This is a genomic window from Streptomyces sp. NPDC034111, from assembly GCF_055575375.1.
Genome location: NZ_JBVIST010000005.1, coordinates 23,136 through 38,490 on the forward strand (window position 1 = coordinate 23,136; position 15,355 = coordinate 38,490).

The 15,355-nt window shown below is 71.4% G+C and carries 10 protein-coding genes; 2 read left to right on the forward strand and 8 right to left on the reverse strand.

The features are described from left to right. Nucleotides 1–4 precede the first annotated feature (4 nt). Nucleotides 5–586, forward strand: a complete 582-nt coding sequence (locus tag ACZ55A_RS14620) for a GNAT family N-acetyltransferase (RefSeq protein ID WP_468839222.1) — start codon at nt 5–7, stop codon at nt 584–586. Here the strand turns inward: ACZ55A_RS14620 and ACZ55A_RS14625 are convergent. From ACZ55A_RS14625 to ACZ55A_RS14660, 8 genes are all read right to left on the reverse strand, one after another. Continuing rightward, nucleotides 567–1,823 carry a GNAT family N-acetyltransferase gene (locus ACZ55A_RS14625; protein WP_468839225.1) on the reverse strand — a complete coding sequence of 419 codons (1,257 nt, stop codon included), beginning with the start codon at nt 1,821–1,823 and terminating at the stop codon, nt 567–569. The genes ACZ55A_RS14620 and ACZ55A_RS14625 overlap by 20 nt on opposite strands. A gap of 59 nt (nt 1,824–1,882) precedes the next feature. Then, nucleotides 1,883–3,043, reverse strand: coding sequence for a winged helix DNA-binding domain-containing protein (locus ACZ55A_RS14630; protein ID WP_468839228.1), 1,161 nt, complete (start codon nt 3,041–3,043; stop codon nt 1,883–1,885). A 196-nt stretch (nt 3,044–3,239) separates the two neighbouring features. Next, nucleotides 3,240–6,023, reverse strand: a complete 2,784-nt coding sequence (gene mgtA / locus ACZ55A_RS14635; RefSeq protein ID WP_468839231.1) for a magnesium-translocating P-type ATPase — start codon at nt 6,021–6,023, stop codon at nt 3,240–3,242. A 484-nt stretch (nt 6,024–6,507) separates the two neighbouring features. After that, nucleotides 6,508–7,701 carry an XdhC family protein gene (locus ACZ55A_RS14640; RefSeq protein ID WP_468839234.1) on the reverse strand — a complete coding sequence of 398 codons (1,194 nt, stop codon included), beginning with the start codon at nt 7,699–7,701 and terminating at the stop codon, nt 6,508–6,510. Between the two features lie 39 nt (nt 7,702–7,740). Next, nucleotides 7,741–9,228 (reverse strand): NCS2 family permease, encoded by a 1,488-nt coding sequence (locus ACZ55A_RS14645; RefSeq protein WP_468839237.1) that lies wholly within the window; start codon nt 9,226–9,228, stop codon nt 7,741–7,743. 244 nt (nt 9,229–9,472) lie between these two features. Beyond that, nucleotides 9,473–11,854, reverse strand: a complete 2,382-nt coding sequence (locus ACZ55A_RS14650) for a xanthine dehydrogenase family protein molybdopterin-binding subunit (RefSeq protein WP_468839240.1) — start codon at nt 11,852–11,854, stop codon at nt 9,473–9,475. A gap of 3 nt (nt 11,855–11,857) precedes the next feature. After that, a complete protein-coding gene (locus ACZ55A_RS14655) occupies nt 11,858–12,469 on the reverse strand; it encodes a (2Fe-2S)-binding protein (protein ID WP_468839242.1) in 612 nt (203 codons plus the stop codon). Beyond that, complete coding sequence (locus tag ACZ55A_RS14660; RefSeq protein ID WP_468839245.1) at nt 12,460–13,359, reverse strand: FAD binding domain-containing protein; 900 nt, start codon at nt 13,357–13,359, stop codon at nt 12,460–12,462. Before ACZ55A_RS14660 ends, ACZ55A_RS14655 begins: the two co-directional genes overlap by 10 nt. 262 nt (nt 13,360–13,621) lie before the next feature. Here ACZ55A_RS14660 and ACZ55A_RS14665 point away from each other — a divergent pair, with 262 nt between their 5' ends. Then, nucleotides 13,622–15,283, forward strand: coding sequence for a PucR family transcriptional regulator (locus ACZ55A_RS14665; RefSeq protein WP_468839248.1), 1,662 nt, complete (start codon nt 13,622–13,624; stop codon nt 15,281–15,283). Nucleotides 15,284–15,355: the final 72 nt, after the last annotated feature.

The window sequence follows — 15,355 nt, forward strand, 5'->3', positions numbered from 1 at the left end:
CGCCATGATCGACGCCACCGCACTCTCCGAAAAGCCGGTGCTCACGGGCGCCCGGATCCGGCTCGTCCCGCTGTCGTCCCGTCATACGGAGGCCTTCCACGCCACCTTTCTCGACCCTGAGACCCGGCGGCTGACCGGCACCCACCACGACTGGACGCGGGAGGAGCTGGCGGACTGGTGCGCCAAGGCCGCCGGGCGGCCGGACCGTCTCGACCTCGCCGTCGAGGACCGGGAGAGCGGGGCCTACCTGGGCGAGCTCGCGCTCAGCCAGATCGACGAGGACAACGCCCACGGCAGCTTCCGTATCTCCCTCGCCGAGCACGCCACCGGCCGCGGCGTCGGCAGCGAGGCGATCCGGCTGCTGCTCGGCTACGCCTTCGAGCGGGTGCGGCTGCACCGCGTCCAGCTGGAGGTCTTCACCTTCAACGCGCGCGCCCGGCGGGCCTACGAGAAGTGCGGCTTCGAGGTGGAGGGCCGGCTGCGCGAGGCGCTGTTCTGGGACGGCGAGTGGCACGACGTCCTGGTGATGGCGGCGCTCGCGCCCCGGCAGGCGCCGCACCCACCGCTCAGTAGTTCTCCGCAGTGAAGGGCAGCCACGCGGTCTCCAGCGCGGCGTCCAGGCGGCGGACAGCGCCCGGGGTGTGCTCGGTGGCCAGACCGGCGTGCAGGAAGCGCCGCAGCGGGCTGCCGCCCAGGTAGACCGCCGACAACTCCCGTACGTCGAGGGAGAGATCGGGGGCGTCGGTGGTGGGCTCCCAGGTGGTGGGCCGGCCGGGGCCGGCGGTCAGACGGAAGCGGCCCGCGTTGGCCGGCAGCGCGGCATCACCGAGGACGAGGACGAGGTCGACGGGGGACGCCCAGGCGCGGGCCGTCAGGGCGGTGCGGACGTCCACCAGCCGTACCCACAGGCCGGGTTCCTGGGCGGTGACGCGTATCTGGTCCCGGTCGGCGGCCAGGAGCAGCAGCGGGTCGTCGGCGGGGCGGGCCTCGACGCGTACGGTCGTGGTCAGGTCGATGGAGCAGAGGTAGGACCACAGCGCGGCGGCGGCCGGTGCGCTCTCCGCCTCCAGTTCCCCGACGGAGACCGCGCCGGGGCGGCTCTCGCCCGGACCGCGGGTGCGGTAGAGCGCATAGCCTCCGGGCACCTCGCCGGGTGCGCCCAGCACCACCGCCCGCAGGGGGCCGAAGCCGTCCAGGTCCTCGGCGCTCCGGGAGCCGTCGAGATCCAGCACCTTGCGCCACCACGCCTCGTCACGGGTGAACCGGCCGGCGCGCTCGGGAAGACTCGCGTCGAAGCGGGGGGCGAGCAGCGCGGGTGCGTCGGCCGGCTCGATCAGCCGCAGCGGGCGGGAGTCGGGGGCGATCCGCAGCGCGAGTGGCCGGGACGAGTCGATCTCGATGCGGTACGTCTCGGTGGCGGCGGCGAAGCCGTAACGGCCGTAGATGGCGCTCTCGGACGCCCAGAGGCAGGCCAGCGCACGCCCCTCGTCGGCGCAGCGGCGCCAGAGTCCGTCGATCATCGCGGTGAGCACCCCGCGCCGCCGGTGGGTGGGCGCGACGGAGACGAAGTCCACTGCGGCGCAGGGGAGTTGGCCGCCGGGGACGGAGAGGGTGAACCGGTGTGCACCGGCCATCCCGGCCAGCTGCGCGCCCTCGTAGGCACCGATCCGTGCGCAGGCCCGCAGCAGCTCCAGGTGGCGCTTACGGGCCTTCTCGCCCGGTTGCAGATGGAAGGCGAGGTAGACCAGGTCCAGGGCCTGGTCGAGACCGGACTCGGGGATCTCCCGGATGTCGACGGCGGTCTGCGTGTGGTCACTGGTCACGCGGGGAAGGTAACCCGGCCCGCCGTCGGGCTTCACCCCGTTTTCCGCTGCCTCCGGCGTTACCGCGCCCCGCGCTTGGCGACCGGGCCGTAGTGAAGGTCGTGGCCCGCGTCCGGTGCCGTCATCCGCAGGACTCCGGCCGCCTCGGCCTCCACGGCGGTGCGCTCGGCGGGGCTCAGCGGGGCGAACGGCTCGATGGTCAGCCGGGCGGTGCCGTCCTCGGTGTCGGTCCGCCACAGGCCGCGGATGGTGCCGTCCACGAGGAAGACCCGGTAGGCGACGTTCCGGTCCCAGGTGCGGCCCTGGTACTCGGGCGCGAGGATGCGGGAACGGTCGGCGTGCGAGAGGGCGACGTTGTCGAACTCCGGGAGGAAGCGGACCGGCGCCTCGGTGTCCGGGTCCGGCAGTGGTGCATCGGGCAGGTCGAAGAGCTCGACCCCGTTCTCGTCGCGGAAGGTGCGCAGGCGGGGCCGTAGCGGCTCGACGACCTCGCGCAGCCGGGTCAGTCCGCACCAGGTCTGCATGTCCTTGACGGAGGCCGGGCCGAAGGCGGCCAGGTAGCGCAGGAGGACGGTGGGCAGGGCGCGCTGCGGATCCTCCTCCGCGGGGGCGGGTTCCGGTGCCGGGTCCGGCGCCCCGGCCACCCAGTTCTCCAGGGTGGTGTGGGCCGCAGGTCCGCTGCGTCCCCACATTCCGCGCGGGGTGACCTGCACCAGCGGCAGCGTCTGCCGGGCGGCCATGGCCAGCGCCCGGCCCTCGTACTCCGGCCACTCCTCCGCCAGCCGCTCCCCCAACTCCTGGAAGGTCAGCGGGCGTTGTTCGACGAGCGCGCGGGCGGCGGCGGCCAGCCGTCCGAGGTCGACACCGGTCAGCTGCCGGGCGAAGTTGCCGCGGAGGATGCGGTCGTGCACCGGCTGGTGGAGCGGGCGCAGCAGCCGGGCGTCCCGGGCGCTGACCAGGTGGATCGTGGAGCGCATCGCCGAAATGCGGACCGCCCGGCGGGTCTCCAGCAGGCCGGCGAGCTCTTCCGGCCGGAAGGCGGCGAGCCGGGCGGCGAGTGCGTGGTACGGCGGCCCGGGCGCCTGGGCCTGGAGTCCGACCAGCCACTCCACGGCGGTGAGGACGTCCGTCTCGGCGCGCTGGAGGAGGAGTTGGCGGGCGAGGGTGGCCCGGCCGAGGGCGCGGGGGGTGAGGACGGGGGCGGTGCGGCGCTGCGTCATGGAAAGACGGTAAGGGCCCTTGCGGACAGAGACCGTCCGCAAGGGCCCGACACGATCAGCTTCCCTGCCGTGAGCCGCCGGACCCGGCTCCCTCCGGTCAGGACCGGCCGTGAGCCGCCGGACCGGCTCCGTCCCGTAAGGCCCGGCCGTGAGCCGCCCGACCGTCCCCCGGTGCGGGCACGGCCGATGCCCCGCGCTACAGCCAGCTGTGGAACCGGCGGACGTACCAGCTCTTCACGCCCTGGGTGAGCAGGCAGTACGCCGTCAGCGTCGCGATCAGCCAGGGGAAGTAGCTCACCGGCAGCGCCTGCATGCCGAGCGCCCCCGCCAGCGGGGAGAACGGCAGATACAGACCGGCCGCCATGATGAGCGCCGTCATCACCATCACCGGGCGGGTGGCCCGCGACTGAAGGAACGGGATCCGCCGGGTGCGCAGCATATGCACCACGAGCGTCTGGGTCAGCAGCCCCTCGACGAACCAGCCGGACTGGAACAGCGCCTGGTGCGCCTCGGAGTCCGCCCCGAAGACGTGCCACATCAGCAGGAAGGTGGTGAGGTCGAAGAGCGAGCTGGTGGGCCCGAGGACCAGCATGAAGCGGCCGATACCGCGGGCGTCCCAGGTGCGCGGGGTGCGCAGATAGTCGCGGTCCATCCGGTCCCAGGGCGTGGCCAGCTGGGAGATGTCGTACAGCAGGTTCTGGACGAGCAGTTGCAGGGCCAGCATCGGCTGGAAGGGCAGGAACGCGGAGGCGGCCAGTACCGAGAAGACGTTCCCGAAGTTCGAGGAGGCCGTCATCTTGAGGTACTTGATGGTGTTGCCGAACGTCAGCCGGCCGCGCAGCACGCCCTGTCCGAGGACGGTCAGGTCCTTCTCCAGCAGGATGATGTCGGCGGACTCCTTGGCGATGTCGACCGCGGTGTCGACGGAGATGCCGACATCGGCCTCGCGCAGCGCGGCGGCGTCGTTGATGCCGTCGCCGAGGAACCCGACGGTGTGCCCGCCGGCCCTGAGCGCCCCTACGATCCGGGCCTTCTGTACGGGGTTGACCTTGGCGAACAGCGTGGTCGTACGGGCGAGTTCGAGGAGTTCGCGGTCGTCCAGGCCGTCGAGTTCGGCGCCGGTGACGACGGCGTTGACGTCGATGCCGACCTGGGCGCAGATCCGGGCGGCGACCAGTTCGTTGTCGCCGGTGACGACCTTGACCGTGATGCCGTTGCGGGCGAGCGCCCGCAGCGCCCGGGCGGCGTCCTGCTTCGGCGGGTCGAGGAAGGCGAGGAAGCCGATCAGGGTCAGCCCGTCCTCGTCGGCGGTGCCGTAGGTGATGGGAGCACCTCCCATGCCATCAGGGCTATGGGGGAGGTCGGCGGGCAGGGTGCGGGTCGCCACGGCCAGTACCCGCAGGCCCTGACGGTTGTGCTCCTCCGCGGTGAACAGGGCCCGGCGGCGCAGCACGTCGGTCAGTTCGCCGCGGCGGCCGCCTTCGGCCACGTGGGTGCACCGGGCGAGCACCTCCTCGACCGCACCCTTGGTGATCAGGAAGTGTTCCCGGGCGGCCCGCTCACCGGCCGGTCCGGTGGGGTCGTTGCGCCGCAGCACCACCGACATCCGCCGGCGCGCGAAGTCGAAGGGGATCTCGTCGACCAGCGTGAAGCGGGCGTCGACGACGACCTCCTCCGCCTCGTGCATCCGGTCGATGACGGCCTGGTCCAGCAGATTGCGCAGCCCGGTCTGGAAGTGGCTGTTGAGGTAGGCGTATTCGAGGACCTCGTCGTCGGGCTCGCCGCGGACGTCGAGGTAGCGGTCGAGGACGATCCGGTCCTCGGTGAGCGTGCCGGTCTTGTCCGTGCACAGGACGTCCATGGCGCCCAGGTCCTGGATGGCGTTCAGCCGCTTGACGACGACCTTGCGGCGGGCCATGGCGACCGCGCCGCGCGCCAGGTTGGTGGTGACGACCATCGGCAGCATCTCCGGGGTGAGGCCGACGGCGACGGCGACCGCGAAGGTGAACGCCTCGGCCCACTCGCCCTTGGTGAGGCCGTTGATCAGGAAGACGACGGGGACCATCACCAGCATGAAGCGGATCAGCAGCAGGCTCACCTTCTTCACCCCGGTGTCGAAGCCGGTCTCCCGGCGCTCGCCGGACAGCGCGGCCGCCATGGAGCCGAAGTAGGTGTCCGCGCCGGTGGCGACGACCATGCCGGTCGCGGTGCCGGAGGTCACCGAGGTGCCGGCCAGTGCGAGGTTGTCGGCCTCGACCGGGTCGCCGGTCGCGTGCGCTCCCGCGTCCGGCCACCGGGTGTCGGCCTTGGCGACCGGCAGCGACTCGCCGGACAGCGCAGCCTGACTGACCATCAAATCCTTGGCGGTGAGCAGCCGGAGGTCGGCGGGGACCAGATCGCCGGCGGCCAGCTTGACGAGGTCCCCTCTGACCACGCCGTCCACCGGGATCTCCAGGGTGGTGGGCAGCCGCCCGTGGCCGGCCAGCCGCTGGACCGTGGTGGTCGTGGTGACCAGGGCGCGCAGCGAGGCGGCGGAGCTGCCGGCCCGGTGCTCCTGCCAGAAGCGCAGCCCCACGCTGATCAGCACCATCGCACCGAGGATCGCGATCTTCGGGTCGAAGGGCTCCTCGCCGGCGACCGGCAGCCACTGCCCGTACATCACGGCGACCAGCACCGTCAGAACGAGGACGAACGGGTTCCAGCAGGCCCGGCCGAGCTGGACGTACCAGCGCGGCGCCGGCTGGTGGGTGATGCCATTGGCACCGTCCCGGTCCAGCCGGCTCACCGCCATGCCGTGCGAGAGGCCGCTGGGCGTGCTCTTCAGGTCCGCCAGGACCTGGTCGGCGGGGCAGGCGCTGACGGCAGCGAGCCGGTCGGCGGCCTTCCGGGTACGGGCGGCCAGTTCGGCGGCCCGGCGGTCCCGGCGGCGGGCACCGCGGCCCGGCGGAGCGAGCTTCTCAGGGGTGTACAGGGTGGTCATGACGAAAAACCTCCGAGCGCGCAGGAGGAATTGACCGGCCGACCGGAATACGGGGCGGAATTCAGCGGAATACGCGCGTACCGCAGCCGTGATGCGGCACTACGGCACGGGATATCGCCACCGTTTTCGGGCAGGCCGGAACGGCCCTCCGCGCAAAGAATGCGAATAACGGGAACAGGGCAGCCGCAACGTGCGGCGGAGCACCCTGCTGTCAGATGTGAAGGCACACAGCGGAGCCGGTACGGAGTCCGCTACGGGCACTCCGCGTTCAGCTCGGGGAGGAAGCAGCGGTCAGTACGCTGCATCGCTGCGGCAAGGACTTCCTTCGGGACTCATCCCGATCACCTCCTTGCTCGCGCGGACATCTCCCGGCGCCGCTCAGCGCGCGCCGTCAACTCCGGATCCTGCCATATCGCGCGGAGGGCTCCGTCATCCTTTTGGCCAGGTTTCCGTCAGGAGTTCAGAAGTTCAGGAGTTCAGGAATTCAGGCCACCGATCCGATCCGCCCCACCGGCCGGGCCGTGTCGTGGTGGATGGGCGTGTGGGCGCCGGTCAGCGGGGTGCCGGTGCCGCCGCGGCGGTTGGCGACGATTTCGGCGGCGATGGAGAGCGCGGTCTCCTCGGGGGTGCGGGCGCCGAGGTCGAGGCCGATGGGCGAGCGCAGCCGGTTGAGTTCGAGCTCGGTCAGTCCGACGTCACGCAGCCGCTGCTGGCGGTCCAGGTGGGTGCGGCGCGAGCCCATGGCGCCGACGTAGGCGACCGGGAGCTTGAGCGCCCGCTCCAGCAGGGGGACGTCGAACTTGGCGTCGTGGGTGAGGACGCACAGCACCGTACGTGCGTCCAGTTCCTGGGAGTCGAGGTAGCGGTGCGGCCAGTCGACGACGATCTCGTCCGCGTCCGGGAAGCGGGTACGGGTCGCGAAGACGGGCCGGGCGTCGCAGACCGTGACGTGGTAGTTGAGGAACTTGCCGACCCTGACCAGCGCGGAGGCGAAGTCGATGGCGCCGAAGACGATCATCCGCGGGGCGGGCACGGAGGATTCGACGAGGAGGACGACCGGCCGGCCGCACTGCGCACCCTCCGCGCCGATCTCGACGGTGGCGGTGCGTCCGGCGTCCAGCAGCGCGCGGGTCTGCGCGACCGCGGTGCGGTCGAGGGCGGGGTGGCCGCCGAGGGTGCCGGTGTGGCTGCCGTCGGGGCGGACCAGCAGCGCGTGGCCGAGGAGTTCGGCGGGCCCGTCGATGATCCGGGCGACCGCCGCCGCCTCTCCCGCCGCGGCGGCGGCCAGCCCGGCGGCGAGCGTGCCGGCGGTGCGCTCCGCCACCTCCCCCGCGGCTCCGCCGTCGTCTGCGGAGCGCGGGGCGCCCGTCCGTACCGGCTGGACGAGGATGTCGATGATGCCGCCGCAGGTCAGGCCCACGGCGAAGGCATCCTCGTCGCTGTACCCGAAGCGCTCCAGGACCGGACGGCCGATCCGCAGCGCCTCCTGGCACAGCTCGTAGACCGCTCCCTCCACGCATCCTCCGGAGACCGACCCGATCGCCGTGCCGTCACCGTCGACGGCGAGGGCGGCTCCGGGCTGGCGGGGCGCGCTGCCGTTGGTGGCCACCACGGTGGCCACCGCGAACTCGCGGCCCTGCTCGACCCACCGGTGCAGCTCTTCGGCGATGTCCAGCATGTCGGTCTCCTTACGGATTACGGAGGTTGGAAGGGCGGGTCAGTGGTGTATCCCCAGCCAGCTCTCGATCGGGTTGAGCGAGAAGTAGGCCAGGAACACCAGGGAGAGCACCCACATCAGCCAGCCGGGCTCGCGCCACTTGCCCTGTGCGGCCTTGATCGCGACATGGGCGATGACGCCGGCCGCGATGCCCGCGGTGATGGAGTAGGTGAACGGCATGAGGACCGTCGTCAGGAAGACCGGGATGGCGGTGGCCGGGTCGTCCCAGTTGATGTGCTTGGCGTTGGTCAGCATCATCGAGCCGATCACCACCAGGGCGGCGGCCGCGACCTGTGTGGGGATGACCTGCGCCAGTGGGGTGAAGAACAGGCACAGCGCGAAGCCGAGGCCGGTGATGACGCTGGCGAAGCCGGTGCGCGCGCCGTCGCCGACGCCCGCGGTGGACTCGACGAACACGGTCTGGCCGGAGGCGCCGGTGAGACCGCCGACCATGCCGCCCGCACCGTCGATGGCCAGGGCCTTGTTCAGACCCGGCATCTTGCCGTCCTTGTCAGCGAGGTTGGCCTGCTGGCCGATGCCGATGATGGTGCCCATGGCGTCGAAGAAGCCGGCGAGCACAAGCGTGAAGACGATGACACCGATGGTGATGCCGCCGACGTCCCCCAGGCCGCTGAAGGAGACATGGCCCAGCAGTCCGAAGTCGGGGGTGGAGACGACGGAGCCGGAGACCACCGGGGCGTTGCGGCCGCCCCAGTCCTTGACGGTCAGCCCGGCGAACTGATGGACGAGCGCGGCGAAGACCGTGCCGCCGACGATGCCGATGAGGATCGCGCCGGGCACCTTGCGGACCTGGAGCAGGAAGATCAGCAGGACGGTGAAGGCGAAGCACAGGACGGGCCAGCCGGTGAGCATGTCCGCGGTGCCGAGCTGGATCGGCTTGGCACCGGCGAGGCCTCCCGGGCCGGGCATCGAGGTGACGAAGCCCGCCTGGACGAGACCGATGAGGCAGACGAACAGGCCGATCCCCATGGTGATCGCGTGCTTGAGCGGCAACGGGATGGCGTTCATGATCAGTTCGCGCATACCGGTGAGCACCAGCAGCACGATCACCCCGCCGTAGATGATGCACATCGCCCAGGCGTTGTCCCAGGTCATCTGCGGGGCGACCTGGAAGGACATCACCGCGGAGACGCTGAGTCCGGCGGCCAGGGCGAGGGGCACATTGCCCAGGAAGCCCATCACGAGCGTGGTGACGGCGGCGGCGAGCGCGGTCGCCGTGGTCACCTGGTCGGCGTTGAGGGTGGCGCCGGTGATGTCCTTGGTAGTGGTCAGGATCACCGGGTTGAGGAGGACGATGTACGCCATCGCCATGAAGGTGGTGACGCCGCCACGCACCTCACGGCCGACCGTCGACCCTCTGTCGGATATGTGGAAGTACCGGTCGAGCCAGGACCGGCCGGCGGGCTGACGCGAGCCGTCGCCCGCGTCTTCCGCCGTGGTCCTCGGCTCAGTGGACTGCTGGGTCATGGTGCCTTACTCCCAAGGTTCAAAGGGGCACTCGCATCAGATGCGAGATTTGGGATGGATCTTCGGCTGCACGACCCGGGGGACGGCCCGAGACGAACTGGGGACTGACTGCGTACGAGGCAGCAGCAACTGCGTGGTGCGGAAAGGTTCTCCGGGCGGTATCCGGAGGAGGACGGACAGGACACCCCTGCCGTGCACCGCCCGGAGGACCGGAGTCCGGGGACCGGGGTCCCCGGACGGCTCTCTATGTGCCGGTCAGATGCTCAGGGCGGACCGGCGTCTTGTTGAGCTCCAGCCCGGTCGCGTTCCGGATCGCCGCGAGGACGGCCGGGGTGGACGACAGGGTCGGGGCCTCGCCGATGCCGCGCAGCCCGTAGGGGGCGTGCTCATCGGCGAGTTCGAGCACATCGACCGGGATGGTCGGGGTGTCGAGGATCGTGGGGATGAGGTAGTCCGTGAAGGAGGGGTTGCGCACCTTCGCGGTCTTGGGGTCGACGATGATCTCTTCCATGACCGCCACGCCCAGGCCCTGGGTGGTGCCACCCTGGATCTGGCCGACGACGGAGAGCGGGTTGAGCGCCTTGCCGACGTCCTGGGCACAGGCCAGTTCGATGACCTTGACCAGGCCGAGTTCGGTGTCCACTTCCACGACCGCGCGATGGGCCGCGAAGGAGTACTGGACGTGGCCGTTGCCCTGGCCGGTGACCAGGTCGAACGCCTCGGTGGGGCGGTGGCGCCACTCGGCCTCGATCTCGACGGCCTCGCCTTCGAGGACGTCCACCAGGTCGGCGAGGACCTCACCGCCGTCGGTGACGACCTTGCCGCCCTCCAGGAGGAGGTCGGCGGTGGCCCACGCCGGGTGGTACGTGCCCAGCTTGCGGCGGCCGATCTCCAGGACCTTCTCGCGGACGAGCTCGCAGGAGTGCTTGACGGCGCCGCCGGTGACGTACGTCTGACGGGAGGCCGAGGTGGAACCGGCGCTGCCCACCTGAGTGTCGGCGGGGTGGATCGTCACCTGTGTGACACCGAGCTCGGTGCGGGCGATCTGCGCGTGGACGGTGACGCCGCCCTGGCCGACCTCCGCCATCGCGGTGTGCACGGTGGCGACCGGCTCGCCGTTGATGACCTCCATGCGCACCCTGGCGGTGGAGTAGTCGTCGAAGCCCTCGGAGAAGCCGACGTTCTTGATGCCGACCGCGTAGCCGACACCGCGTACGACGCCCTCGCCGTGGGTGGTGTTGGACAGGCCGCCGGGCAGCTGACGGACGTCGGCGCCCTCGCTGGACTCCCACTGGCGCTCCGGCGGCAGCGGGCGGGCCTTGACGCGGCGCAGGATCTCGGCGACCGGGGCCGGCGAGTCGACCGGCTGCCCGGTCGGCATGATCGTGCCCTGCTCCATGGCGTTGAGCTGGCGCAGCTCGACCGGGTCCATGCCCAACTTGGCTGCCAACTTGTCCATTTGGGCCTCGTAGGCGAAGCACGCCTGGACCGCGCCGAAGCCGCGCATTGCGCCGCAGGGCGGGTTGTTGGTGTAGAGCGCGACGGCCTCGATGTCGACGTCGTCGATCACGTACGGACCCACCGACAGCGAGGCGGCGTTGCCGACGACGGCCGGGGACGCGGAGGCGTAGGCACCGCCGTCCAGCACGATCCGGCACTTCATGTGCGTGATCTTGCCGTCCTTGGTGGCGCCGTGCTCGTACCAGAGCTTCGCCGGGTGGCGGTGGACATGCCCGAAGAAGGACTCGAAGCGGTTGTAGACGATCTTGACCGGCTTGTTCGTGCGCAGCGCGAGCAGACAGGCGTGGATCTGCATCGACAGATCCTCGCGGCCGCCGAACGCGCCGCCGACGCCGGAGAGCGTCATCCGCACCTTCTCCTCGGGAAGTCCGAGGACCGGGGCGATCTGGCGCAGGTCGGAGTGCAGCCACTGGGTGGCGATGTAGAGGTCCACCCCGCCGTCCTCGGCGGGCACCGCGAGGCCGGACTCCGGGCCGAGGAAGGCCTGGTCCTGCATGCCGAAGACGTACTCGCCGGAGACGATGACATCGGCCTTCTTGGCGGCCTCGTCGGCGTTGCCGCGGACGATCGGCTGGCGGTGGACGATGTTCGGGTGCGCGACGTGCCCGGCGTGGTGGTCGTTGCGGCCCTCGTGGAGCAGCGGCGCGTCGGCGGCGGTCGCGGAGGCCTCGTCGGTGACGACGGGCAGCTCCTTGTACTCGATCTTGATCTTGGCGGCCGCGCGCCGCGCCGTCTCCGGGTGGTCGGCGGCGACGAGGGCCACCGGCTCGCCGTGGTGGCGGACCCTGCCGTGCGCCAGCACCGGGGTGTCCTGGATCTCCAGGCCGTAGTTCTTGATCGACGTGGGCAGGTCGTCGTAGGTCAGCACGGCGTAGACGCCGGACTGCGCGAGCGCTTCGGAGGTGTCGATGGAGACGATCTCGGCGTGCGCGACGGTGGAGCGGAGCGTGAAGCCCCACAGCATGTCCTCGTGCCACATGTCCGAGGAGTACGCGAACTCGCCGGTGACCTTCAGGGTGCCGTCGGGGCGCAGCGTCGACTCACCGATGCCGCCCTTGGTCTTGGACCCCTGGGTGATGTTGGTGGGAGTACCGGTCGTTGCCATGGGTCAGACCGCCTCTTCCTGACGGGCCGCTGCCAGCCGGACGGCGTCCAGGATCTTCTCGTAACCGGTGCAGCGGCAGAGGTTGCCGGACAGCGCCTCACGGATGTCCGCGTCGGTCGGCTGCGGGTTGCGCTCCAGCATCTCGTCGGCCGCGACGAGCAGGCCCGGGGTGCAGAAGCCGCACTGGACGGCACCCGCGTCGATGAACGCCTGCTGGATCGGCGAGAGTTCAGCGCCCTCGCCGGTCTGCGAGTCCTGGGCCTGCGGGCGGAGCCCGCCGTTCGCCCCGTGCGCCGACCACTGCTGGGCGTCCTGGAGCGAGGTGCCGCATGCGCCGGTGCCGCAGCCCCCGTGCTCCGCACGCTGCTTGGCGAAGTCCGCCAGCCCCTCGACGGTCACCACCTCGCGGCCCTCGACCTGGCCCGCGGCGACGAGGCAGGAGCACACCGGCACGCCGTCCAGGCGGACCGTGCAGGACCCGCACTCGCCCTGCTCACAGGCGTTCTTCGAACCCGGCAGGCCCATCCGCTCGCGGAGGACGTACAGCAGGCTCTCGCCTTCCCAGACGTCGTCGGCCTCCTGCCGGCGGCCGTTGACGGTGAATGTCACGCGCACTGTGCGCCTCCCTTTGTGCCGTGGGGGTTACCGCGGTAGGACTCCCAGGTCCAGCCGAGGGTGCGGCGCGCCATGATGCCGACCGCGTGCCGGCGGTACTTGGCGCTGCCGCGCACGTCGTCGATCGGGTTGCAGGCGCCGGAGGCGAGCTGCGCGAACTGCTTGGCGACGGACGGCGGGATGGGGTTGCCCGACTCCCAGAAGCCGCCCTCGTCCAGGGCCGCGGTGAGGAAGTCCTCCGCCTCGCGGGCCCGTACGGGGGTGGGCGCGGCGGAGCCGATACCGGTGCGGACCGTACGGGTCTCGGGGTGCAGTGCGATACCGAACGCGCAGACCGCGATCACCATGGCGTTGCGCGTACCGACCTTGGAGAACTGCTGCGGTCCGTCCGCCTTGGGCAGATGCACCGAACGGATCAGCTCGTCGGGCTCCAGCGCATTGCGCTTGACGCCGAGGTAGAAGTCGTCGATCGGGATCATCCGGCGGCCGCGTACGGACTCGGCCTCGACCTCGCAGCCGGAGGCGAGCAGTGCGGGGTGTGCGTCACCGGCCGGGGAGGCGGTGCCGAGGTTTCCGCCGACGCCGCCGCGGTTGCGGATCTGCGGGGAGGCGACGGTGTGCGAGGCCAGGGCCAGGCCCGGGAGTTCGCCGCGCAGATTCTCCATGATCTTGGTGTAGGGGACGGAGGCACCCAGGCGTACGGTCTTCTCTCCGACCTCCCACTCGCTCAGGTCACCGATGCGGTTCAGGTCGAGCAGGTACTCGGGGCGGCGGTGGTCGAAGTTGATCTCGACCATCACGTCCGTGCCGCCCGCGATGGGCACAGCGGTGGGGTGCTCGGCCTTGGCTGCGAGCGCCTCCTCCCAGCTGGCGGGGCGAAGGAAGTCCATGGTTGGCCTCTTCTGCGGAATCGGGTCATTCGTTGCTCAGGGTGAGGGCGGCGGGCCCTCATCGCCATGGAGCCGTTCATGTCTTGTTAACGCGGTTGGGCTTAGTGAACGCTCAGCGGACCCACCCGGTGCAGTCACCGAAACCATGAAGCGGTTGGCTGGCCAAGCCACCTGTCTTGTAGATTCGAACGAAAGACGAGGCTCTGAAACCTCGCGGCATTCCACCGGCAACACCAGACAGCAAAGAACGGCGGGCGAGGTCATGCGGCTCCGCGCACTCCTGGACACCCCATCACTGGGCCTTCGGCTGCTCGGCGGCGAGGACGAGCTGGACCGCACTGTACGTGGCGTGATGACCACCGATCTGCGCGATCCCAGCCGCTACCTCTCCGGCGGGGAGCTGGTGCTGACCGGTCTGGCCTGGCGTCGCGAGCCGGAGGACTCCGAGCGGTTCGTGCGCATCCTGGCCGCGGCCAATGTCGCGGGGCTCGCGGCGGGCGAGGCCGAGCTCGGCGCGATCCCGGACGACCTGGTGCAGGCCTGCCGGCGGCACCGGCTGCCGCTGTTCGCCGTCGAGGAGGCGGTCTCCTTCGCGTCCATCACCGAGCATGTCGTCCGCCAGGTCTCCAGCGAGCGGGCCGGTGACCTGGCCGCCGTGGTGGACCGCCACCGGCGGCTGATGACCTCGGGTCCGGCCGGCGGCGGCCCGGAGGTGGTCCTCGACCTGCTGGGCTCGGACCTGGACCTGCGGGCCTGGGTGCTCTCCCCCACCGGCCGGCAGATCGCCGGATCCACGCTGGCGGACTCCGGGCCCGAGCTGTCCGGTGACCTGGCCGCCCGGCTCGCCGGTGAGCATCTGGCCGCGGCCCGCACCGGCCGCCGCGGCCCCCACCGGGTCACCCTCGGCAACATCACGTACTCGCTGTTCCCCATCCGCTACGACGGCCGTGACCTGCGGCAGACCGTGCTGAGCGACTGGCTGCTGGCCGTCGAGGCGGACGCCGGCGACTGGTCCGAGGAGCGCCTCGACCTGCTGCACGGCGTCACCCAGCTGATCGCCGTAGAACGCGACCGGCGCGATGCCGCCCGTACGGTCCGCCGACGGCTCGCCCAGGAGGTCCTGGAGCTCGTCCAGACCGGTGCGCCGCCCGCCGAGATCGCGGCCCGGCTGCGGGTGGCGGCGCCGGTGCTGCTGCCCGGTCTGGGCACCGCACCCCAGTGGCAGATCGTGGTGGCCAAGGTCGAGTGGGAGGGCGGTGACGTCCCCGGTGGACCGGTGGCACAGAGCCTGCTGGAGGAGATGCTGGTCGACCCGGGCACGTCCGGCCCCGAGCCCTCCGACCGGATCGCGGTGGCGCACACCGGCGACGAGGCGGTGGCGCTGGTGCCGCTGCCCGTGCCGGAGGAGTCCGGGGACTCCGCGGCGACCGGGCTGCACGCCGAGCAGCTGCTCTCCGTCGTCCAGGAGCCGCTGGGCCGTGGCCTGGACGGTGACGGGCGGCTGACGGTCGGTGTGAGCGCGGCGGTGCACTCGGCCGAGGGTCTGCGCGGCGCCCTGGAGGAGGCCCGGCACGCCCGCCGGGTCGCCGCCGCCCGCCCGGGCCGGGTGTGTGCCGCCGGACACGAGGAGCTGGCCTCGCACGTCCTGCTGCTGCCCTTCGTCCCGGACGACGTCCGCCGCGCCTTCACCGCGCGTCTGCTGGACCCGCTGCGCGACTACGACCGCAAGCACCGCGCCGAGCTGATCCCCACGCTGGAGGCGTTCCTTGACTGCGACGGCTCCTGGACCCGCTGCGCCACCCGCCTCCACCTGCATGTCAACACGCTCCGCTACCGCGTGGGCCGGATCGAACAGCTCACCGGCCGGGATCTGGCCCGCCTGGAGGACAAGCTCGACTTCTTCCTCGCGCTGCGGATGAGCTGAACCGGGGCGTATGCGCCCCGGCGCCTACCGCTCCCCTCGCGCTACGCCATTCGGGGTAATTCGATCGGGCGG

Coding starts and splice junctions, on each gene's coding strand:
- ACZ55A_RS14650 (WP_468839240.1), bottom strand. CDS start 11,854: ATGGCAACGACCGGTACTCCCACCAACATCACCCAGGGGTCCAAGACC.
- ACZ55A_RS14660 (WP_468839245.1), bottom strand. CDS start 13,359: ATGGACTTCCTTCGCCCCGCCAGCTGGGAGGAGGCGCTCGCAGCCAAG.
- ACZ55A_RS14630 (WP_468839228.1), bottom strand. CDS start 3,043: ATGACGCAGCGCCGCACCGCCCCCGTCCTCACCCCCCGCGCCCTCGGC.
- ACZ55A_RS14645 (WP_468839237.1), bottom strand. CDS start 9,228: ATGACCCAGCAGTCCACTGAGCCGAGGACCACGGCGGAAGACGCGGGC.
- ACZ55A_RS14620 (WP_468839222.1), top strand. CDS start 5: ATGATCGACGCCACCGCACTCTCCGAAAAGCCGGTGCTCACGGGCGCC.
- mgtA (WP_468839231.1), bottom strand. CDS start 6,023: ATGACCACCCTGTACACCCCTGAGAAGCTCGCTCCGCCGGGCCGCGGT.
- ACZ55A_RS14640 (WP_468839234.1), bottom strand. CDS start 7,701: ATGCTGGACATCGCCGAAGAGCTGCACCGGTGGGTCGAGCAGGGCCGC.
- ACZ55A_RS14665 (WP_468839248.1), top strand. CDS start 13,622: ATGCGGCTCCGCGCACTCCTGGACACCCCATCACTGGGCCTTCGGCTG.